Source organism: Moritella viscosa, from assembly GCF_900120065.1.
Lineage (GTDB): Bacteria > Pseudomonadota > Gammaproteobacteria > Enterobacterales > Moritellaceae > Moritella > Moritella viscosa.
On the sequence record NZ_FPLG01000115.1, the window covers coordinates 51,108 to 68,390 of the forward strand.

The following is a 17,283-nucleotide window of genomic DNA, read 5'->3' on the forward strand; positions in this document are numbered from 1 at the left end:
AAACCCTTTTCGTTCATTTATTATACTTGAATCAACATCAGGATTAATATGAAAAATTGGAACGTAAGGCTTAATTGCGAGCTTGATTTATAATCAAATTTTCAGCATCTACCATCGATAATGCTTTGTCAAAATAGTAGCCTTGCGCATAATCACATCCTAGTGTTTGTAATAAATCTCGTTGTGCTAAGGTTTCGACACCTTCAGCTAATACCTTAACATTTAAGACTTTTCCTAATTCAATGATTTTTCTTGCAAATTCTTTATCTAATGTAGACTCACATATATCGGCAACTAATGAGCGATCAATTTTCAACGTATTGAGTGATTTCCGTAATTTTCTAACAAGGCTTAGCGACGAATAACCGGATCCAAAATCATCAATCGCAACAAGAATGCCAAGACTACGTACAGCTCTAATGTTATTGATTAAGGTATCCATATTACTAATTGAAGCAGTTTCGGTTACTTCAATCTCGAGTAAATCTTTTGGGCAACCTGTTGATGCAATTATGTATTCTAGTCGGTAAATAAAGTCGATCATTTCAAGTGTTTTAAATGATATATTTATTGCTACTTTAGGTGTGGAAATACCTAATTTTTGCCATTCCACAACTTGGTTACAAACTTGAGTAAATACCCATAAATCAAATTCAAAATGAAGTCCTATGTCTTCCACAATTCGAATGAACACATCTGGAGGAATATAGCCTAGATCTTTGTGTATCCACCGCGATAGCGCCTCGAAACCCACCAGCTGTTTTGTCGTCAGATCGTACTGAGGCTGATAATGAATTTTAATGAGTGACTTTTCAATTGCGCTAGGAAGTTCATCAATAATAAACTTATTGGCCATCAATTCTGGTTTAATTTCGGGTTTAGCAAAGCAGTAATAAGAATGACTATGGCGTCTAGACTCCTTCATTGCGGTCTCGGTCGCATTCTCCATTGCAAAATAACTTTCATACTTAGTATGTTCACAACTAATACCAATACTGAATGATTTATTTACTCTAATACCATTATTTAATACTAATGAGCCTAAAGATAAATCACATAAATACTGGCAAAACATGGTTATATACGCATTAAAATCGGCAGATGATAATTGATGTTTATTCTCGATTAAAATACCATAACGCGCATTAGCTAGTCGAACCACCAGCCCATCACCACTCACTGTCGCTTGTAATTTCTTACCGAGTGCAGAAAGGTAATTATCCCCAGTGTCAAATCCATAACGAAAGTTGATAGTAGAGAAATTATCCACACTTAGCATCATCAAACGCATTTGTGTATTTGGTAATTTGAATAAATATGTGGCGCGTGCGCTTATCGCCCAACCATTCGGTAGACCAGTAATAGAATCAATTGATTTATTCTCAATAACGTTAAAGCATAATTTAAACGTATTATCGAATTGACTTTCACTTCGACGTTGGCAGTGAAGTTCCACTTTACAACGATGAAAGTTAACATCCATCAGTGTTGCTTTAACAAAGCATCCAGTTTCACTAACGCTTGCAGCGTTCAATAATAGAGAGATATTACTGACAGCTGAGGTTACGTCACCATCCAAATGCAAATGTTCATGTAAAGAGCGATTGATGAGTTCACTTTCACTTATACCAACTAATGTTGAAAACATGTGATTACAAGAATTAATTATATCTTTAGTGACTATTAATACGGGTAAAAACGAATCTTCAATTTCCATCATTCCGCTACTCATCTTAATCGCATTTAACAAAATAGTTACTTCACGCCATACACTTCATGACATATGTTCACATATATACCTTGATCTTTTTAAACAAACAAGCTGTTATAGACTAAATAAACCATGATATATGAAAAAATATATAATATTAGCAATAACTTATGTAAGCTTACATAATATTCACTATATGATTTTATATTGATTAGTTGTGATAGGATATGATCTTGTATGCAAAACATCCATAATTTTATAGCTAATGTAGTCCTATAGGTCTACTAACTCATCTATTTAGGCCTAAAACACTAAATTTGAACTTGTTTTTAGTTTGTCAGGCAAAAAATAGGACATATCGACAACGTCATTGTGTCCAAGTCAAATCGGACTACGATAAAATCATATTAGATCCGTCATTAGTACTAAAAAAATCAGCCAAATTCATAATTTTGCTCTAAAATATTAAGTTATACAGGAGAATTATTAAGGATAGTATTATGAATAATAAGCGTCACTTTCAACGGATATTATTTGATCATAATGCCACGTTAACTTGTAATGGGCATCAATGGTCAATAAATGTAATCGATTTATCTTTACGAGGTCTATCCTGTACCAGACCAAGAAATGTAAAGTTCAATATTAATCAACTAATGACACTGTCAATCAGCCTAACCCAAGAACAAGTCATTATCATGGAAGCCATTTTAGTTCATAATGAAGACCATGTTTTAGGCTTACGTTGTACGAGAATTGATATTAATAGTATTTCAGAACTCCGTCGTTTAGTTCAGTTAAACTTAGCTGATGAATCACTTTTACATCGAGATATAGAACACCTTGCTCACTCCCCCCCTAAATTATAACCAGTTAGTTAATCTAAAACCGACACCAACTCTCGAAACGTGTTGATCATAATATATAAGGCTTTCGCCGTAGCCATTAAAATACTCGACATAACCAAATAAATGCTTACTCAACGGAAAGGACCAGCCTACTTGTATTGAACCTTTATTATCCGATCTTAGATTATTTCGTAATTTAAAATCCAAACTATTACTGTAAGGTAGTTTCCAAACCATATTTAAATCACCATAACCTAAATATTTTTCGATATCGGGGTTATCATCGCCTTGTGATGAATCCGGAGTTAGCTTCTCGTCTTCAGGTACACGCCACCAGCCACGAACAGCCCAAACAACATCATCATGAGCAAATGCCATCGTCCCTATGATACGGTTCCAACTTCGAGACAAACTGCCAGATTGACCATTAGATTGATGATTTAAAGAAAGCGCAGTGATGGCGACAGGTAATCCAAACAAATCCCAAGGTTCACTATATTGAAATATCATCTCAGGTTCATAATTTGTTTCTCTAAATGGTGATGAACTGTCGGAGTTATAAGCTTGCCACCAACTCACAGACGTAAAAGCAAGTTGCACGTCAAACCCCGGCGTCATAAAATCTTCTGCAACGATATACTTTAATGACACTTGAAACTTTATTTCTACATCATCAAAATCATATTCGCTATCAAGATTCTTATAGGGTTCTGTTCTTCCCTTTGAATAAGTCACTGGTAGAATATAGTTAGGTTTATAGGGGATTAAAGCAAACGGGTTGTTTTCAGCGCTTTTTTCTAATGCCCTACGCTGATGAAGCGGATTCGGTTTAACCTCATGACAAAACGTCCTTAGCGCTTCAACAGTCATCGTTCCTTTCACAGACGTCACATTCGATGACAGACACGCATTCATTTGATCTTCTTTCTGCTTTTCTGAACTAAAGTAGGCTATTTCATGCGGAAAAGTAAAATAACGGTCTTCAGCAACCGTTGAATGAGCCAGTAATAAGTTTGTAGTGAAAACAATCCCAGTTAAATACTTGATAGTCGCTAATCCCCGTAGATACCAATAAATTAGGTGTAATCATAAACAGATATAACAAGCATGACCATTAAAATAGAGTGATAAAAAATACCGTAGCGATATATATATAATATAAATATTTGTTAATTTAAAAAACAATAGAGTGTTAAGTGGCAAATTATCTAACCTCTGACATACTTAACTCTGATAGTGGAAAATGTTGTATACATGTTCCAGAGCTAACAGATAGAGGTATTTCATGAACAGTAAATTACTCATTGCTGGATTGATTGTAAGTTCAGCACTCATTGGAGGTTGTGCAAATAACGCCGATCTACAAAATAGTGTCGGTAGCCTAACATCTCAAGTCAGTAAATTAACCTCCCAAGTGAAAATGTTAGAATCTGAACAAGGAAGTATGAAGTCTGGCATTGGATCTAACGCCGCAGCGGCTCAACAAGCTTTGGAAGAAGCGCAACGAGCGAACTCACGCATCGATAATATCGCCGCATCTTATAGTAAATAATTAACAACATTGTTTTGTAGTGGTCAATACATTGGATAGGTTAGCAATAGTGAGTGTTGACCTATTTCCCCTATTAACAATTCAACTTCATATTAAATACTGACATTAACAGGTAACCCGTAGTGTAGCAGTAACGCATTATTGAGGGCCTTTTCATCAAGCTTATGGTGTTCAAATCTATCTATAGTCTCTGCCATGTTAAGATCTCCATCTAATGTTTCAGAAGATAAGGGGGTATGAACCTCAACTAAATACTGACCATTTGGTTCAATCGTAAATTTAATTGGCTTATTTATAATTCTTACAGGTTCATTTATCGCTACGCGAGTATATAACAACTCAATATCGTCTGGATTCATTCGAATACAACCCGCACTTATCCTCATCCCAATACCAAAACGTTGATTCGTTCCATGAATAAGATAATTACTTTGCCCATAAGCAAGTTGTAATGCGAAACGCCCTAATGGATTATGTTCACCGGCATCCACATAACGAGGCAACACAGTTTTAAACTTCTGTAAATACTCTGCACGTGTAGAGGGGGTTGGCGTCCAGATTGGATCTTTGAGCTTCGCTTTAACAAAGCTGTTCATCTGTGGTGTCGTACGTCCTTCCCGTCCAATACCAACCGGAAATACATGCACGATGTTTTTTCCTTGAGGAAAGTAGTATAACCTGAGCTCAGGTAAGTTAATCACAATCCCTTTATATGGCGCGTCAGGCAGCAGCATACTGGTTGGTAACTCTAGCACAGTCCCAGGTCGAGGTAAAAAGGGATCAACAGTCGGATTCGATGCCATTAACGCCATCATACCAACATTGTATTGCTCCGCAATCGCATGAAAATAATCCCCCACTTTCACTGTGTATTGTATCGGCTGACCAATTAGCCTTGAACCGAGTATGGGCATAGCGTAAGGCTGAGAATGAACAGGTTTATGCAATAGTAAAATAACAAGAATAAAACAAATTGATGGAAGGCTAAGATTCAGCTTTAGGTTGACCATACTTACGCCCTAGATAAATATCTTATAGCGTAAGTATAGGCCTATTAATATAGAGATATTCTCAATTTTAGTTTCTTCGACGATATAGTAGAAAACCCGTTAATATAAGTAGGTATGAATAACCTATCCCGCCACCTTTTTTACTCTGTGGTAACGGCGCCACTTCAGCCGTAAATATATCTTGTGTAAAAGAAGAGGCAGGTTCTGTATATACACAAGTTTTGTTAATCACGTCTATAATCCAATCGTAAAAGCTACTAACTTCAGTGTAAACATCAGGTAGTGAATTTAAAGCGCATTGTTGCGAATTACCAAAACTGACGACACCAGCTAATCGGTAACCCCGATCATTATCGCTAATCGCATTTTTATCTTGCCATATGAGTGGACCGCCAGAATCGCCACTGCAAGAACCTTTGTTATGTGCATTTGCACAAATAAAACTTGTTTCGAAACCCGACCGGCCCCAAGCGAGGGCGCAGGTATCATCAGCCACACCATCAAGCATTACTTTTTGTAAAATGTTCGTACTTTTTGTACCATCAGTGGATGTACGCCCCCAACCGGATAAGACTAGATTATCTCGGACTGCTTGACCAAACTCTAAGTCCGCATCCACTTGCAATACGTTATCCATTAACCTAATTGCTTGTGCAGGTAACTCTACAGGTCCAGATAATTGAAGTAACGCGATATCCCCAGTGTTTAATGAATGATCATATCCTGGATTTGCAACTACCTGTATAACACTATTACTCGACATGCCAGCATTCAATGACCGATCTATCCCGCCGGAGTAAACGGTGAGTTGGTCTGCATCAATAGGACTAAACACTGAATTGCTCACAAATTTATTTATGCAATGAGCAGCGGTGACAACCCACCTATCAGTAACTAACGTACCACCACAAGCATAGGTGGTACCGCCCTTTTCTATCTCTAAATATATCTGCCAGGGTAATTCTAATGCTTTCCCATCAACACCACCGACTACATAAGGTTTAACCTCGGGCGTTATAGTTTCGATATTACCATTAGCATATACACCTAATGAGACCGCTAAACCGGCCATTGCTATTATTTTCGCTAGTATCAAAATTCCTCTCTCAAATTTGCCATCATACTATTCGCTATCTACTCATTTATTATAACCAAGTATCGCGATATCCAGAATAAATATTAAGAATATTAAATCAACTTTCTTTGCTTAAATTTGAAAAGAGACACAAATAAACCCCGCACAGATCACTTTATGAATTAAATAAAATAATTTCACCGACATTTTATGTCAACTAGTGTAAATAGTAACCAAAGGCAATTGACGCCTGCGACACCATTGCTATTATGCTGTTACGTAAAATACGCGTACGACATTTGTATTAATTGAAGGGATATAATGAAAAATATTTTAACTGTTCTAATGATGGTATTCGCTTTCTCATTAGCGGCGCCTGAAGTACACGCTAAAAAATTCGGTGGCAGTAAATCTTTTGGTAAGAGCTACAAGACAGCACCACAAAAACAAACGCCTGCGGCAGCAACACCTGCTAAACCAGGTATGAGCAAAAAAGGCATGCTAGGCGGTATGCTAGGTGGCCTACTTGTTGGTGGCTTAATCGCATCTATGTTTGGTGGTGCTTTTGAAGGTTTCCAATTCATGGACATGATTATCATGGCCGGTGTTGCCTTCTTATTATTCCGCTTGTTCAAAGGCATGATGCGGGCAAAAGCAGCATCACAACAAGGCTCACCGCAAACTGCATGTGGTCCAGCATTTAGACAAGAAGCACCATCTGATGCAACGTTTACCAACGCAAGCCAAGGCGGTTTTTCTGGCGTCAGCAATGATGTGCCATTTAACCTACCAGCAGACTTTGATTTAACGAATTTCTTAACGGGTGCGCGTAGTCATTATAAAACACTACAGAAAGCTTGGAATGAAAATGATTTAGACACAATCCAAGAATACGTATCCATCGAGTTATACAATGAATTACGTGTACAACGTAAAGAACTTGAAGGCGAGCAACATACAGAAGTAATGTTCCTTGACGCAGAGTTAGTTCGTGCTGAATCTACAGCATCACTTTCGCAAGTAAGTGTTAAATTTAATGGTCGCTACCGTGATGGCCATGAAGATGTAGAAGCAGACATCAACGAAGTGTGGCATTTAGAGCGTAATCTGACACAAGAAAATGCACCATGGTTAATTACAGGTATCGAGCAATAATCACGCTTATTACCGAGTTTAATATTAAAAAGGCGGCTAATCACCGCCTTTTTTGATCACTAAAATCAATGATAATGTCTATCCGTGTTTGGATCTGGCGAATTAAAGTTAACACTGCTATGATCCGCGCATAAACGAAAACTACAGGAATTCAAAACCATGGCATCATTACAAGAACAGCTTTTAAAAGCCGGTTTAGGCGATGAAAAAAAAGCGAAGAAAATCCGTAAAGAAAAAAATAAAAAAAATAAAGCTGTGCGTAAAAATCAGCAGACAGCAGACACCAGTCTACAAGATGATATTAAAGCCCAAAAAGAAGCTCAAGCACAGTTAGATGCAGATCGAAATAAAGTGATCCAAGAAAAAATTGAGCTTAAGTCCGAGCATGGCAAAGTGAAGCAAATGATTCAACAACTTCACATCACGGATTTCGCTGGTGAGTTGTCGTTTAACTATGTGCTTGATAACAAGGTTAAGACACTATCTGTCGATCAACCAAGCTATAACGCATTAACTAAAGGTCAAATTGGTTTATGTGTACTTGAAGGTAAGTCTTATGTTATGCCAGGTATTGCTATCGACAAAATTAGAGCTGTTGATGAAGCATACGTACTGGTACTGAATGAAAACACCTCAACGGAAGTGGAAGAAGACGACCCGTATGCTGATTTCCAGATCCCTGATGATCTAATGTGGTAATAAAAAAACATTAATCATGCGTCCAGCTAACCCCGATGTGTATCAGTTTATACACATTTTTTATGGGGTTAGTTTTGGACTATCAATCGTAAATATAAACACTTATAAAATAATGGCCATTTTTGTTAACACCGTCAGTTCTGGTTATTAATTCCGCTTTAAAGCATCAATTCATGACAACATGTGAATAATCCTATCTGTTTATACGACAATCTCATATAATTTAACTATCTACCTTCCAATGAGTGATAGCCTTGTTAATTGAGAAAATTGTTGCTGATAAATTAGTCCCTGTCTTTGATCTTGGTTCGCGCTGTAAACTCGATGAGTTTGATACAGTAAAGCGAGACCAGTTATACCCTCAAAATAATAAATTATTCGCATTATTCCACAATACAGTAAGCGCTAAACTACTTATAGCAACCGATTTTGAAGGCTTTGAACACACCAAATCATTTTCAGATATGTTGTCCTCTATGTCGGCTAAACGTGCTAAATCCATTTGTTATATCGAAGATGTAACAAAAATCGGACGTGCACATGCCTTTGAAATTTGGCGAGATAAAACAGTCTTGTTCAAGCAACTTATTGATAGCATCATTGCGACAGGTAAATGGTCGGACGAACAGTTAAATTCGTGCATCATTAAACCTTATCCAAGCCTTTTGCCACTGCTATCAAATCTCAATGAGTTTAATGTTGAACACGCATTTAAGATCCTTACCAATAGCGAGACGGTAACATCGAATCTCGTTGATGCAAGTAATCTTACCCAAACCACTTTATTTGGTAATCAAGACACGCTTTATAAAAACGGCAGTTACAACAGCAACGTGGCTCAACTAACGCCAGGCCTGATACACCAAGCTCATGGTGGTTATATCCTTATCAAGATTGATGAGTTAATTAACAATCCCGATTTGTGGTATCAATTAAAAGCGGTGATGAAACAAGGAACACTGGATTGGCGTTCAAGTAACCAAGCAGTACAAACAGAATTAAAGCCAGATCCAGCCCCAATCGATGTGAAAGTCATTTTACTCGGTGATCGGCTCGCGATTAGCCAGCTAGCTGAAGGTGATAGAGAACTGTCGAGTATTACGAATTCATTTATCGATTTTCCTGCTGAGTTTAACGTCACCGATCAAAATATCGAAAAATACATCGGTTATATTAAATCATTAATCACTGAATCTCAGTTGCTTCCCTTGTCTTCAAACGGACTAACACGCCTACTGCAATTAAGCAGTCGTTGGTGTGAACATAATAACTACCTTAGCTTAAATGAATCAAAATTAATGACATTGTTGAGCTATTGCCATCATGTGGCTTCTGAACAAAAGTTAGAAATGATTGATCGTGATACCTTAAATACTGTGTTAACACTGCAACACGAAGCGTTAAATACGCACATTCGACTGAGTAACGAAGGTATTATCGAAAAACAAATTATCTTAGAAACCAATGGTGTTAAAATAGGTCAAATTAATGGTTTATCTGTTCTTGAAATAGACGGTCACCCAGAAAGCTTTGGTGAGCCCATTCGTATTACAGCAACAGGACATTTAAATGGTGACGGTGATATTTCAGATGTTGAACGAAAAGCCGAATTAGCGGGTAATATACACGCTAAATCTATGATGATTATTCAAGGATTTTTTACGCACACTTTTGCAAAGCCAATGCCACTACCGATTAGTGCCAATTTAGTATTTGAACAATCCTATGGTGAAATTGATGGTGATAGCGCGGCATTAGCGGGAACCTGCGCATTACTTTCTGTACTGGCACAGAAACCAATTGCGCAAAACCTTGCCGTTACCGGTGCAATAGATCAATTTGGTAATGTGCTTGCTGTCGGTGGGATTAATGAAAAGCTAGAAGGTTTCCTACGTATCTGTGAATTAAACGGTCAAACTAATATGGGTGTTTTAATTCCTGCAGCAAATAACGTAAACTTAAATTTAAGTGATAAACTCATCACTGCAGTGAACCAAAATCAACTGGCTATCTACCCTATTACACACATAGACCAAGCTATCGAACTGTTAATGGATATCAAAGCCGGCGACCTTGATGAAAATGAAGGCATCTATAGCATAATTCAGAAACTTTCCGAAGAGATTGATGATAAATTAGAAGATGATGAATCTAGCTTTGTAAAAAAACTTAAACAATTGTACGCTAGAATAACCTTTAAACAGGGACGTGACAACTGATTGGACTTGTCTAGCTTACAGATGTACGCTAAGATGGCTTCAAGATAACAAGGATATTATTATGATAAACGAATTAGAGGTTCAAGTGGTACCTATGTCAGCAACAGAGCGCAACAGCTTCGGTAAAGAAGATTTAGTTAAATGTGGTAACGGTGAGTTATTTGAATCTGATATTCGTCTTCCAAAAGACAATATGCTCATGATGGATCGCATTCTAAACATTGATAGCACAAGCGGTGAGTTCGGTAAAGGTGAAATCATTGCAGAGCTAGATATTACTCCTGATTTATGGTTTTTTGACTGTCACTTTGACAGTGATCCTGTTATGCCAGGCTGCTTAGGCCTAGATGCAATGTGGCAATTAGTTGGCTTCTTCCTTGGTTGGAATGGCGCTAAAGGTAAAGGTCGTGCTCTTGGTGTAGGTGAAGTTAAATTCACAGGCCAAGTATTACCAACAAACAAGAAAGTAACGTACAAGATTGTCATGAAGCGTGTTGTACTTCGTCGTTTGGTAATGGGTATTGCTGACGCTGAAATGCTTGTCGATGGTAAAGTCATTTATACTGCAAAAGATCTTAAAGTCGGTTTGTTCCAAGACACTACCGTATTTTAGTTTTTTGCAAAACATGTAATTAAAAAAGCCTCTTTAATGAGGCTTTTTTGTATGCGCAGACTATAAAACTACCTGCACTTTTTCTACCATTACTCACCGAATGTAGTATGCCAAACTTTAAAACATTAACTCTAGCTCGACTACCTATACGCCCTTTCTTGCTCTAGTTGCTAGTCCTAAGATACATAAGCAGAAGATAGCTAGAGTTGATGGTTCTGGTACCGATGCAACACCTACACCAAAAGAGGCCGAATCAAGTAAGTTACCGATAGAACCGCCAATTACAGCAGAGTATGCAAATTTAATATCGTTGCCCAAAGCGAATATCCCAGAGCCTGAATTAACTTGCCAAGTATTGATACCCGCAGCGAATGTATCGTTAAACAAATCGGTATCATCAGAAGTCCCAAATGTATTATCAATACCCAAGTCTGTAATTTGTAAACGCATTGTTTCTACACCGCCTGTACGACTACGATGAGCGAACTCCCAACCAATCTCTTGAGCGGCAGATATACCTGACACTACCTGCGACAAAGTGCCTGCAATGTAAGCATTTATTTCAACAAATTGATTTCCCGTATGCGAAGGATGACCTAAGAATCCACTTGACCACACTTCAAATGCACTGTCTGTTGTTTCCCATCCAGGCATTGCTGCAGGAGCTACCATTTGATTCGAACCAGCAATGACAGGAACCTCAAAGCTGCCATTAATGAGTCCCGCATTTGCAATACCAGAGATTAAAAAGCACGATAACAATGCAGCTTTTCTACATAGTTTTATAATTTTCATAATCTTTCCTTAATCGGGTCATTTTGCGAGAATTACTGAGTATGCATATAATTTTCTACAACCTAAATTGTATACTTTAGCTTTTCTCTATAAATGTTTTGCAATAACCAGACCAAGACGCCGAGCCCTTTGTTTAAAGGGCTCACGTTATTTCTTATTCTTAATGTGTAAATTAATCTGACATGTACACGGTGTAACTTTGGAAGAGTAGAAATAAATATCAAAAGTGCTATTTACTCTTATTCATTACATATAAAGCCCCATCAACTGCGAAATTCTGTTATAACGAAGATCGATGACATCGCAACCTAAGTGTTAATAATTAACGTCGCTCTTTAAAGCTATTAACTGCTGTTGATACATTTTCGGCACCTTCATAAATTTCATTCATAATAGAAGATACTTCTGTTATTTTTGAATTAGTTTCATCTGCTACAAAGCCAATTTTAGTCATAGAATCCGTCACGTCATTAGTCAATACAAGATTTTTGCTTACAACTAAGTTGATTTCTTCCGTTGATGCTGATGTGCGAGAGGCAAGTTGGCGAACCTCGTCAGCAACAACAGCAAAACCTCGCCCTTGCTCACCCGCCCTTGCCGCTTCAATCGCAGCATTTAGCGCTAGTAGGTTCGTTTGTGCAGCAATCCCACTAATAGTTTTAACAATTTCAGAAACATCCTTAGATAAAATTCCCAGCTCTTCTACCTGTTGTATTGATAAGTTTATACTTCCCAACATCTTATTAGAAAGCTCTACGGAATCATTAAGTACCTTACTTCCTTCTAGAGCTACTTGAGATGTTTCGACTGCAGTACTATATGCAATGTTTGCAGCATCTGATATTTCTAACTCTCTCATTACGTCTGACGTTATATCTGATGCAAGTTTTACTACTTTATATACTTTGCCATTCGCATCAAAAACAGGGCTATAAGATGCTTGGATCCATACTTGTTTCCCATTAGCATCTTTTCGTAAGAAACGTCCAGAAAAGGTATGCCCCTTGGAAAGCCTTTCCCAAAAGTCTGGTTGTTCTTGGTAAAAGCTATCGAAGCAAAATATGCGATGATGCGAACCTTTTACTTGATCTAATTTATATGAAAAAGTGTCCAAGAAAAGTGTATTTGCATCGGTCACTGTTCCATTCGGCTCGAATTCAATAACTGCAAAGCTACAATTAAGCGCTGTAATTAAATCCTTTTGAGTCTGTGCTTGATTATATTGAATAGTGATATCACTGGCTATTTTCATGACCCCATCTACAACCCCCTCTTTCAAAATGGGAAAGTAGGTCGCTTCAATAACAACTTCATCTCCAGATTTTTTGTAGCGCTTAAATGTTCCAGACTGGGCCTTTCCATGAGAAAGATCATTCCAAAAATTTTTATACTCATAACTCATGCTAAATTCTCGGTTACAAAAAATACGGTGATGCTCACCTTCAATTTCATAAAGACTATACCCTAACGCCTTAAGGAAAAGTGGGCTAGCCGTTTTTATGTTTCCCTTGTTATCAAATTCAATCGCTGCTACTGAGTTATTTATAGAGTCGACAACATTATCGTTATAAGTAGGTTTTTGTATTGCAGGTGACTTTCTCGTAAAAAACATACTATCTCTCAAGTTATTATCTATATATATAAATTCTGGTCAGTATAGCCACTATAGGATAAATTAAAATCGCTTGCTTAAACTCCCTTACACTTGCTTATACTCCCTTACACCTGCTTGCAGCTATTCATAGATACAGTTTATTAGCGCTATTTCTCCATCTAGGAATTCATGCGTTCCCCTTGACGTCAGTTACACTCTATAGATAACAAAAAGCCCTCATGATTGAGGGCTAAATTAAATACCTGCTAGCTTTAAACGTTAGCTTTTATGCTCAGAGGATTAGTGAAAAACATCAACGTAAGATGTATACAGTTCGATACTGGTATCACTATCTTCATCAGAAATTAAACTCAGCTTACCTGTCGTTTTATTATGCCCTAAGTACGTCTTATAACGCTTATTTTGTAGCTGTTCGGTTCCTTCCTTCCATTCCCAGCGTTGACTTACGCGTAAATTACAGATTTGTAAGTGGCCTAAGTTCTTAGCATCTAAACATAGATCAGTATTCCGTGCGCTAACATATTGCCCAGTTCGGCTATAAATAAAGGCTTGTTGATGGCTACTTTCTTCACATGTCTGAATAGTAACATTCTGTTTATTATCCGTAGATATGCACTTATTATTAAAGTGTGCCAATTGCAAGTTTACTGGACGCCCACCAGTGAATACCGGGTGATCCCAATCGACAATAATAGTCTCTTTTTTACTTACACGTGAAGTCTGATTATCACTATCGTTGGAATAGTATGTACGAACACCGAAAAGTCCGGTTACACTTGAGCGGTATCTGAAGCCTGTTATATCTACAGCAGAGTCGATGATAATGTCCGTTGTTCCTGTTTCTCTTGGTGACGCTTTATAAATAACCTCTATTTGAGGTTTAAAACTTGCGTAACCAATTGGATTAATAAGACTTAGATTTGCAGGGATACCTAGATCAGCACTAATACCATGCGTTTTTACATTTCTAATTGACTCAGCATTTGAATATTGTTGTCTTGCCCATTTAAACCCGACATGCTGTTCATCATTATTAGTTAATTCAACACGATAATCGCGAGTATCAAATGTTAACCATTTAGATTCACTCCAGCCCATATTGGCATCTAATTTTATTTTAGGACCACTTTTGTCAGCCTCTACACCACCACTGATACCAATATTAAACGTTGAAGTTTCTTTATGAGTATAGTTAGCGTTAAGATTTTTTGATGGTAACGTTCTTAAAACCTTAGCTTTAGCATTTTGCGCAGTGAAATTAAAATCATAATTTTTTGCTATAGCCGTAGTAACAAATTCCGCCTCATTTCCGCCTTCTGGCCACGGAATCCCTCTAGACGTTATAATAGACCCTGCAAGTCTATTATTTAGATGAATCCCCGCTCCCTGAGTTGAATCGTCAATACTTATTCGCACTATTTTTGCATCTGGTGTTAAAGAACCTTGTGTACCGAATTGCAGTGAACGCAGAAGGTTTACCTTATAAATTAAAGAAATATTCGCGTTTTCACATCGGTTATAGCCTCTAATCGGGCCATCGAAAGTATCCCATGTCATATTACATTCTTGATCGGTGATACGATGACTTACATCGACATAATAAGACATTGCAGGGATAGTATTATTTGGAGTTAAGCTACGACGGCTTCGCGATAATTGCTTTGGCCCAGCTTCTAGCAGAGTAATTCTTGGATCATCACCTCCATCTAACTGAGAGAACATCAGCTCACCTTTATGTCCGCTAATTATAATCATATCACCAGCTAATCCGATCCCGATACTATGACGTAATTTTCCTTTTGCAATATTTTTATCTACTTCATTGTTAATATTACTAAAGTCTAAAAAATAGCGTTTATTTCCATTCAAAACTTGTGTTCTTATCTCTTTCAATGAAGGTGCGACAACATCGTCATCGAGTAAATATTCCCCATTAATATAATTCACAGAACTTACATCCTGCAACCCGCTCAACATATTAATAGCTAAACCGACAGGCTCATTAATTTCAGCCGCCCTAGCTGTTGTAGCAGTGAGTCCCAACATAGTAAGCATTATAAGGCTGACTTGTCGTATCATAATTTTTTCCTCTTTATCGTAAGTAAGTAATAAGTAAGTTGCCTATGACCTTTTGGATTCTAACCAAAAGGAACATGATATTTTTTCACTACCTCGCCTCCATTTTGCTAATGGATTTCTATGCTTTCACAAGAACAACTTAAACGAAGGTGAAACATGTCACAAAGGGCTACCGAATCCATTAAAATATGACTAGGATTCTTGAACTGCATTGAAATATTTAAAATTATAAGTAATATATTCTTTCATATTCCACACCCAAATAACAATGAGAATTATTATCACCTAGGTATTTGTGTTTGTATTTATATTTACCTGTTTAGATGAACATTCTAATAAAAACGTATACATCTGGTTGATTCACAACCCAAAATGGTTTTATTTTCGAGCAAATGGATACATAAGGATATAAATAGAATACTTTCCACCCAAAGGTAAATGGCAGGTAAATTATTAAAGGTAGGCGTAATTTTTGAAGATACTTGTTGGTGGAGCTATTACTGATGTTACCAAGCGGCATTATCCGCGTTAAACCTGATAATTCTATGTATGAACCTTGGGAGATAACAGAATCATAATTAGGCGATGAATAACTGGTGCTTGTGGTTAGCAGTAGGTAAAAAGTGTAGTTTGTGGGTTAAATAAAAATAGGACTGAGATGCGTTAGCCAACTAGCCCTATAACGATCTCATTTTAGATTCGATAAAGTATTTTGAACACTTGTTAGCCCTGTCCCCTAAGGCTTTCTGCAAGAATTGCTTCAATCTTTACACCAAAGCTAGATATATTGGGTAATGTGGCATTATGGTGTGCTTGAATATGAGCCGCTGTGGCATGATCTTTATTATGAGTAGTATGATCATCTGATATCAAACTCACTGGATAGCCTAAACCTGCAGCTCTCCGAACTGTCGTATCAACACAAAACTCAGACGCATAACCACATACTATTAGGCTATCGACTCCTAACGCTTTTAGCTGACTTTGGAGATTCGTATTCAAGAATAAATCTGGCGTTGTTTTTCGAACAAAATGGTCACATGCTTGTGTAATGAGTGTCGACTGTAACTTCCAACCGTCGCAGCTATACTCAATCACGGAATTAGGCTGCTCATGCTGAATAAATTTTATCTAATATCACTTGGGATTCATATGGTGAGGTTCCGGGTCGAATAAGATCGACTGAACATCAATAACTAAAACTGCAGAATTCATAATAATCCTCTGATGGCGACGCTACTTAGTCGGTAAAATGATTACTTCTTTCGTAAAGTTGGTATTTTTAGCGCAGCTTCAGATGAAGCAATCAATATACCAAGCCTCTTTAATCGTGTTTCTTCTTTTTTAGCACTCATTATCCACCAGATAGAGTCTCTTTTATATGATGGTGCTAAATTAGTAAAGAATAGCCAAGCTGGCTGATTTAGCTTGATTTTCTCTTCATATTCTCTGGCAAGTTGCACATTTCTTTGTTCAGAGGAATAACCTTGTGCATCGCTTCTGTTGTTAAAAAGGTGCATCCCTGCTGGTTTCATCTTTCCAAGCTCTACTAATGCTTTTACTTTTCTTACGTTCACAGCACTCCATACACTCGTCATTTTGCGCGGAGTAAAGCGAATCTTATAGCTTTGTTCATCAATTGTTTTTCGTATACCGTCAATCCAGCCAAAACAAAGAGCAACATCTACCGATTCAGACCATGTAAGGCTTGTAATTCCTGTATTCTTCCTGAAATAACCCACCCAAAGTTCACTCACTTCAGTATGTTCCTCTAACCAATCGCTAAACTCTTATAAGCTTTTTCCAGTAATGTCCATTTTACAATGCCATCGACTATAATTTGATACGAAGCTCCTTTAGGTGGAAGAGTCTTTTTTTGTTCTGCTGTCATATCTGATGTGGTTTAATTCTA

The 17,283-nt window shown here is 37.4% G+C and carries 15 protein-coding genes; 6 read left to right on the forward strand and 9 right to left on the reverse strand.

Annotation, left to right across the window (positions count from 1 at the left end):
* Positions 1-70 precede the first annotated feature (70 nt).
* Positions 71-1,720 (reverse strand): putative bifunctional diguanylate cyclase/phosphodiesterase, encoded by a 1,650-nt coding sequence (locus tag BT797_RS19630; RefSeq protein ID WP_244893729.1) that lies wholly within the window; start codon positions 1,718-1,720, stop codon positions 71-73.
* A 491-nt stretch (positions 1,721-2,211) separates the two neighbouring features.
* Here BT797_RS19630 and BT797_RS19635 point away from each other — a divergent pair, with 491 nt between their 5' ends.
* Positions 2,212-2,580 (forward strand): PilZ domain-containing protein, encoded by a 369-nt coding sequence (locus BT797_RS19635; protein WP_045110388.1) that lies wholly within the window; start codon positions 2,212-2,214, stop codon positions 2,578-2,580.
* Here BT797_RS19635 and BT797_RS19640 read toward each other — a convergent pair.
* Positions 2,575-3,474 (reverse strand): phospholipase A, encoded by a 900-nt coding sequence (locus tag BT797_RS19640; protein WP_045110387.1) that lies wholly within the window; start codon positions 3,472-3,474, stop codon positions 2,575-2,577. The two genes, BT797_RS19635 and BT797_RS19640, sit on opposite strands and share 6 nt — an antisense overlap.
* Before the next feature lie 370 nt (positions 3,475-3,844).
* On the opposite strand from BT797_RS19640, the gene BT797_RS19645 reads away from it, so the two are divergent.
* Entirely contained in the window at positions 3,845-4,111 is a 267-nt protein-coding gene (locus BT797_RS19645; RefSeq protein ID WP_045110386.1) for an Lpp/OprI family alanine-zipper lipoprotein, read from the forward strand.
* 92 nt (positions 4,112-4,203) lie between these two features.
* Here BT797_RS19645 and BT797_RS19650 read toward each other — a convergent pair whose 3' ends face one another.
* Both BT797_RS19650 and BT797_RS19655 read right to left on the reverse strand, forming a co-directional pair.
* A complete protein-coding gene (locus BT797_RS19650) occupies positions 4,204-5,121 on the reverse strand; it encodes a L,D-transpeptidase family protein (protein ID WP_075473239.1) in 918 nt (305 codons plus the stop codon).
* Positions 5,122-5,188: 67 nt separating this feature from the next.
* Positions 5,189-6,217: a S1 family peptidase gene (locus BT797_RS19655; protein WP_244534253.1), complete on the reverse strand. Its 1,029-nt coding sequence runs from the start codon at positions 6,215-6,217 to the stop codon at positions 5,189-5,191.
* Between the two features lie 300 nt (positions 6,218-6,517).
* Here BT797_RS19655 and BT797_RS19660 point away from each other — a divergent pair, with 300 nt between their 5' ends.
* From BT797_RS19660 to fabA, 4 genes are all read left to right on the forward strand, one after another.
* Entirely contained in the window at positions 6,518-7,351 is an 834-nt protein-coding gene (locus BT797_RS19660) for a Tim44 domain-containing protein (RefSeq protein WP_045110385.1), read from the forward strand.
* A gap of 159 nt (positions 7,352-7,510) precedes the next feature.
* Positions 7,511-8,050 (forward strand): DUF2058 domain-containing protein, encoded by a 540-nt coding sequence (locus BT797_RS19665; protein WP_045110384.1) that lies wholly within the window; start codon positions 7,511-7,513, stop codon positions 8,048-8,050.
* 245 nt (positions 8,051-8,295) lie between these two features.
* A complete protein-coding gene (locus BT797_RS19670; protein WP_244534254.1) occupies positions 8,296-10,269 on the forward strand; it encodes an AAA family ATPase in 1,974 nt (657 codons plus the stop codon).
* A 94-nt stretch (positions 10,270-10,363) separates the two neighbouring features.
* On the forward strand, positions 10,364-10,882 hold the full coding sequence (fabA, locus tag BT797_RS19675) for a bifunctional 3-hydroxydecanoyl-ACP dehydratase/trans-2-decenoyl-ACP isomerase (protein ID WP_170860797.1): 519 nt from the start codon (positions 10,364-10,366) through the stop codon (positions 10,880-10,882).
* Between the two features lie 144 nt (positions 10,883-11,026).
* Here the strand turns inward: fabA and BT797_RS19680 are convergent, their stop codons facing one another.
* From BT797_RS19680 to BT797_RS19700, 5 genes are all read right to left on the reverse strand, one after another.
* A complete protein-coding gene (locus BT797_RS19680; protein ID WP_075473240.1) occupies positions 11,027-11,677 on the reverse strand; it encodes a PEP-CTERM sorting domain-containing protein in 651 nt (216 codons plus the stop codon).
* A gap of 322 nt (positions 11,678-11,999) precedes the next feature.
* Entirely contained in the window at positions 12,000-13,289 is a 1,290-nt protein-coding gene (locus BT797_RS24740) for a methyl-accepting chemotaxis protein (protein ID WP_075473241.1), read from the reverse strand.
* Positions 13,290-13,571: 282 nt separating this feature from the next.
* Positions 13,572-15,371, reverse strand: coding sequence for a leukocidin family pore-forming toxin (locus BT797_RS19690; protein WP_075473242.1), 1,800 nt, complete (start codon positions 15,369-15,371; stop codon positions 13,572-13,574).
* 723 nt (positions 15,372-16,094) lie between these two features.
* Positions 16,095-16,469, reverse strand: a complete 375-nt coding sequence (locus tag BT797_RS19695; RefSeq protein WP_244534255.1) for an isochorismatase family protein — start codon at positions 16,467-16,469, stop codon at positions 16,095-16,097.
* A 158-nt stretch (positions 16,470-16,627) separates the two neighbouring features.
* Positions 16,628-17,128: a YdeI/OmpD-associated family protein gene (locus BT797_RS19700; protein ID WP_139291712.1), complete on the reverse strand. Its 501-nt coding sequence runs from the start codon at positions 17,126-17,128 to the stop codon at positions 16,628-16,630.
* Positions 17,129-17,283: the final 155 nt, after the last annotated feature.

What these genes read in the sequence shown, in the direction of transcription:
- BT797_RS19630 (WP_244893729.1), bottom strand. Translation starts at nt 1,720, where the DNA reads ATGATGGAAATTGAAGATTCGTTTTTACCCGTATTAATAGTCACTAAA.
- BT797_RS19635 (WP_045110388.1), top strand. Translation starts at nt 2,212, where the DNA reads ATGAATAATAAGCGTCACTTTCAACGGATATTATTTGATCATAATGCC.
- BT797_RS19640 (WP_045110387.1), bottom strand. Translation starts at nt 3,474, where the DNA reads ATGAATGCGTGTCTGTCATCGAATGTGACGTCTGTGAAAGGAACGATG.
- BT797_RS19645 (WP_045110386.1), top strand. Translation starts at nt 3,845, where the DNA reads ATGAACAGTAAATTACTCATTGCTGGATTGATTGTAAGTTCAGCACTC.
- BT797_RS19650 (WP_075473239.1), bottom strand. Translation starts at nt 5,121, where the DNA reads ATGGTCAACCTAAAGCTGAATCTTAGCCTTCCATCAATTTGTTTTATT.
- BT797_RS19660 (WP_045110385.1), top strand. Translation starts at nt 6,518, where the DNA reads ATGAAAAATATTTTAACTGTTCTAATGATGGTATTCGCTTTCTCATTA.
- BT797_RS19665 (WP_045110384.1), top strand. Translation starts at nt 7,511, where the DNA reads ATGGCATCATTACAAGAACAGCTTTTAAAAGCCGGTTTAGGCGATGAA.
- fabA (WP_170860797.1), top strand. Translation starts at nt 10,364, where the DNA reads ATGTCAGCAACAGAGCGCAACAGCTTCGGTAAAGAAGATTTAGTTAAA.
- BT797_RS19680 (WP_075473240.1), bottom strand. Translation starts at nt 11,677, where the DNA reads ATGAAAATTATAAAACTATGTAGAAAAGCTGCATTGTTATCGTGCTTT.
- BT797_RS24740 (WP_075473241.1), bottom strand. Translation starts at nt 13,289, where the DNA reads ATGTTTTTTACGAGAAAGTCACCTGCAATACAAAAACCTACTTATAAC.
- BT797_RS19690 (WP_075473242.1), bottom strand. Translation starts at nt 15,371, where the DNA reads ATGATACGACAAGTCAGCCTTATAATGCTTACTATGTTGGGACTCACT.